Origin of the sequence: Micromonospora inaquosa (assembly GCF_003857055.1) — a bacterium.
Lineage (GTDB): Bacteria > Actinomycetota > Actinomycetes > Mycobacteriales > Micromonosporaceae > Micromonospora > Micromonospora inaquosa.
Genome location: NZ_QGSZ01000044.1, coordinates 1 through 3512 on the forward strand (window position 1 = coordinate 1; position 3512 = coordinate 3512).

Below are 3512 nucleotides of genomic sequence, written 5' to 3' on the forward strand. Positions count from 1 at the left end.
CCACAGCACCAGGCCGGCGAGGAGCATCGCCACGCCCAGACCGACCATGCCCAACCCCACCGTCGTACGTGCGCCGCCGTCCAGGTGGCCCGCCACGATCCACCCACCGTCGATCCCGAACGCCAACGGCATCAACCCCTGCGGGATCACCGGGATCCATCCCACCGTGAGCAACCCCAACGCCCACGCGGTCGCCTTGTTCTCCCGATACCACTGCGCGTCCCAGGTCAGCGGGAGCACCGTCTCCGGGGGGCGGCTGCGCTGGCCCGCCGCGGCGAGCACCTCGAGCCCACGCCGGGCGAGGCGTTCGTCGGCCAGCCACAGGCCACCCCACCAGGCCGCGGCACCGCACAGCAGCCCAATCAGCGGCAGCAACGGTGCCACCTCCGACGGGCCCCAGACCACCAGCGCGAGCACCGGTGCCGCAGCGAGCAACCCCGCCGCGGTGGCGACCAGCACGCTGACGATGTCGGTCGGGTTGTCGGCAGCGGTGGGATGCCGTGGGTCGGCCACCGGGCGCACCCGCAGCAGCGACACCCACACCGGCACCGTGGCACCCGCACCGAGCAGAGCCGGCAGGGTGCAGAGCGCGGTCAGCGCATCGACGTCGGGGGCGACGAGGATGCCGGCGACGCTGAGCAGCACCCCGATCGGAGTGACCAGAACCAGCCAGGCCAACGCCCGGCCCCGGATCTCGGCCCGTTCACCGCCCGGCGTGGTGAACGGCAGCCACAACGCGGTGCCGTCCAGCCCGACCAGCCCGGCCGACATCGCCGCCGCGCCGAGCACGGCGAGCGGTCCGGCCCACGGCAGCAGCAGATCCACGCCGGACAACAGCGGCAGTCCGGCGAGCAGCGCGCCGTACACGACCGCGAACGCCAGATACTGCAACCGCAGCGGGTGCCGCCTCCAGGCTCGCAGTTCGCGGCCGACGACCGCCCGCGTCGCGGCCGGCACCCACCCCAGCCACTCGCGCTCCGCCGTGGCCGGCGCCGCCGCCGTGGTCCGGCGCGGCCGGAACGGCACGCCGGCGGCGAGCACCCTTCGGACAAGCATCAGGTACGCGGCGGCGCAGAGCGCCACGATGCCGACCAGGGCCGCCATCACGCCCGCCCCTCGCCCGGTTGTCCCGGTCACGGCGGTGAGCGGCCAACCGCTCGGCACGTACGCCATCGCCCGGACCACCTCCGCCGGCGCTGCCACGAGCAGGACCGACACCCAGGGGAAGACCGCCCAGAGCGACCCGGCGACCCCCATCGCCGTACCGGTGAAGATGCCGGTGAGCAGCGCGCCGGCCGGGCCGCCGGCGTGGCCGACGACCTCCAGCGCGATGGCCGAACCGATCAGCCCGAGCAGCCAGAGCAGCACCGCGCCGCAGGCGGTGACGAGGACCGCGACGGTGCCGTGCCGGGCCGCGTGCACCGGCAACGCGGCGAGCGCCACCAGTGAGACGGCCGGACCGATGCCGATCGCCGACGCGCCGAGCAGACCGATCGCGGCCGGGACGGCACCGATCGGCTCCAGCCGCAGGTGGACCGGCCGGACCCGGCCGCGCCCACCGCCGAGCAGCAGCGGCAACACGATCCAGCCGAGAACCCACGCCCCGGCGAGCAGGCCGAGGGTGTGCTGGTCGCCCCGGAGCGCGTACCGGATCAGCCAGGCCGCGGCGAGCAGGCCGACCAGGCCGGCCACCGTGGGCCCGGGATGCTCGCGCAGCGAACGACGCAGCATTGTCGTACGCATCCGGGCCGGCACCGTGATCGCGCCGAGGGTGGGACGTTTCGCGCTCATCGTGCCTCGGTCAGCCAGTCCAGACCGGCGCTGCCGGAGGCTTCGGCGCCGACCAACTCGACGAACCGGTCCTCCAGGCTGCCGCCGGCGGCGACCTCGGTGACCGGCCCGGCGGCGACCACCCGACCCTGATGGATCACGGTGACCTCGTCGCACATCTGCTCGACGAGCAGCATCGAGTGGGTGGAGAGCACACAGGTGCCGCCGCCGGCCACGAACCGGCGCAGCACCCGGCGGATGGTGGCCGCGGAGACCGGGTCGACCGCCTCGAACGGTTCGTCGAGCACGAGCAGCCGGGGCGCGTGCAGCAGCGCCTGGGCGAGGCCCAGCTTCTTGCGGGTGCCGGTGGAGCAGTCGGCCAGCGGCGTGCCGGCGCCCTTGGCCAGGCCGAGCACGTCGATCAGTTCGGCGGCACGGTCGGTGGCCGCGGCCCGGGGCAGCCCGCGCAGGCCGGCGCTGTAGCGCAGCAGCTCGGCGCCGGTGAGACGTTCCGGGAAGTCAAGGCCGTCGGGCAGTACGCCGGTCAGCGCGCGGGTCACGCCGCGGTCGCGTAACGCGTCGTGGCCGAGGATCCGGATCTGCCCGGAGTCCGGGGTGATCAGGCCGACGGCCATTCCGATGGTGGTGGACTTACCGGCGCCGTTGGGCCCGACGATGCCGTGGAACGTGCCGGAGTGGACGGTCAGATCGATGCCGTCCACCGCGCGGTGTGCCGCGAAGGTCTTGACCAGGCCGCGGATCTCGAGTGCCGGGGGGATCACGCGCCGAGCATAGGTGACCTTGCACGACGGCGTGACCCGTCAGACCGAGTCGACTGTGGACAATGCAGCTCAGCTGATGTGCACCAGCCGGAATCGTTCGGTCACCACCAGGGTGTCGTCGGGGCCGTCGTCGACATGCTCACCGCGACATGGCACGGTCTCGTCATGGCAACCTATGACGTCGCCCTCGTACTGCTCGTCGATCCGTCGGGCGCGGTGCTGCTACAGCACCGCGACGAGGACGCGGTCGTCTCGCCGGGCCAGTGGAGTCTGCCGGGTGGCCATGTCGAGCCCGGCGAGTCGCCGCAGGAGGCGGCCCGCCGCGAGCTGCTGGAGGAGACGGGTCTGACCGTGGGTGAGCTGCACCCGCTGTGGAGTGGTCCGCGTCCGTACGAAGCGGGCTTTCCGCACACCGTGACCGTCCACGTGTTCCGTGGCACCACCACGGCTCGGCAGGAGGACGTGGTCCTCGGCGAGGGGCAGTCCATGGTGTTCGTTCCCCGGGGCGAGGTGCTCGATCGTGAGTTGGCGGTCAGCGCCGCGCTGGTCCTGCGCATGATCTGGCCCGGCTACGGGATGGCGACGGCCTGCCTGTCGCGGGACACGCAGTAGACGTCACCGGAGTTGGCGGCGTGCGGCAGTTCGTGCAGATGCGTCGCCAGGTCGGCGGCGGATATCCAGCGGTGGAAGGTCATCGACTTGTCGTCGCCCACCGCGACGTCGAAGCCGTCGAAGCCGAGCGCGGTCAGCCGGTCGAGACACCGGTAGGCGACCGCACGCGCGATGGTGGTGAACTCGAACGAGAGCGCGGGCAGTGGGCGGCTCAGGCCGGCCAGCACCTCGTCCTCGAAACCCTCAACGTCGATCTTGGCGAAGGCCGGCACGCCGTACGTCTCGATCAGCGCGTCGACGGTGACCACCGGGACCTCGATGTCGGCGTCCCACACCTCGCCCTCCCAC

General features: G+C 72.8%; 4 protein-coding genes. 1 reads left to right on the top strand and 3 read right to left on the bottom strand.

The genetic code is table 11. The features are described 5' to 3' along the window. A partial coding sequence (locus DLJ59_RS00430) for a hypothetical protein (RefSeq protein ID WP_124770554.1) occupies positions 1-1791 on the bottom strand: 1791 nt, incomplete at its 3' end. Then, positions 1788-2552, bottom strand: a complete 765-nt coding sequence (locus tag DLJ59_RS00435; RefSeq protein WP_124770555.1) for an ABC transporter ATP-binding protein — start codon at positions 2550-2552, stop codon at positions 1788-1790. The genes DLJ59_RS00435 and DLJ59_RS00430, both read right to left, overlap by 4 nt. 165 nt (positions 2553-2717) lie before the next feature. Between DLJ59_RS00435 and DLJ59_RS00440 the strand changes: the two genes are divergently transcribed. Next, positions 2718-3164 carry an NUDIX hydrolase gene (locus tag DLJ59_RS00440; RefSeq protein ID WP_124770556.1) on the top strand — a complete coding sequence of 149 codons (447 nt, stop codon included), beginning with the start codon at positions 2718-2720 and terminating at the stop codon, positions 3162-3164. On the opposite strand, the gene DLJ59_RS00445 is transcribed toward DLJ59_RS00440, so the two are convergent. Next, a partial coding sequence (locus tag DLJ59_RS00445) for an FkbM family methyltransferase (protein ID WP_208648506.1) occupies positions 3122-3512 on the bottom strand: 391 nt, incomplete at its 5' end. The genes DLJ59_RS00440 and DLJ59_RS00445 overlap by 43 nt on opposite strands.

Coding starts and splice junctions, on each gene's coding strand:
- DLJ59_RS00440 (WP_124770556.1), top strand. CDS start 2,718: ATGGCAACCTATGACGTCGCCCTCGTACTGCTCGTCGATCCGTCGGGC.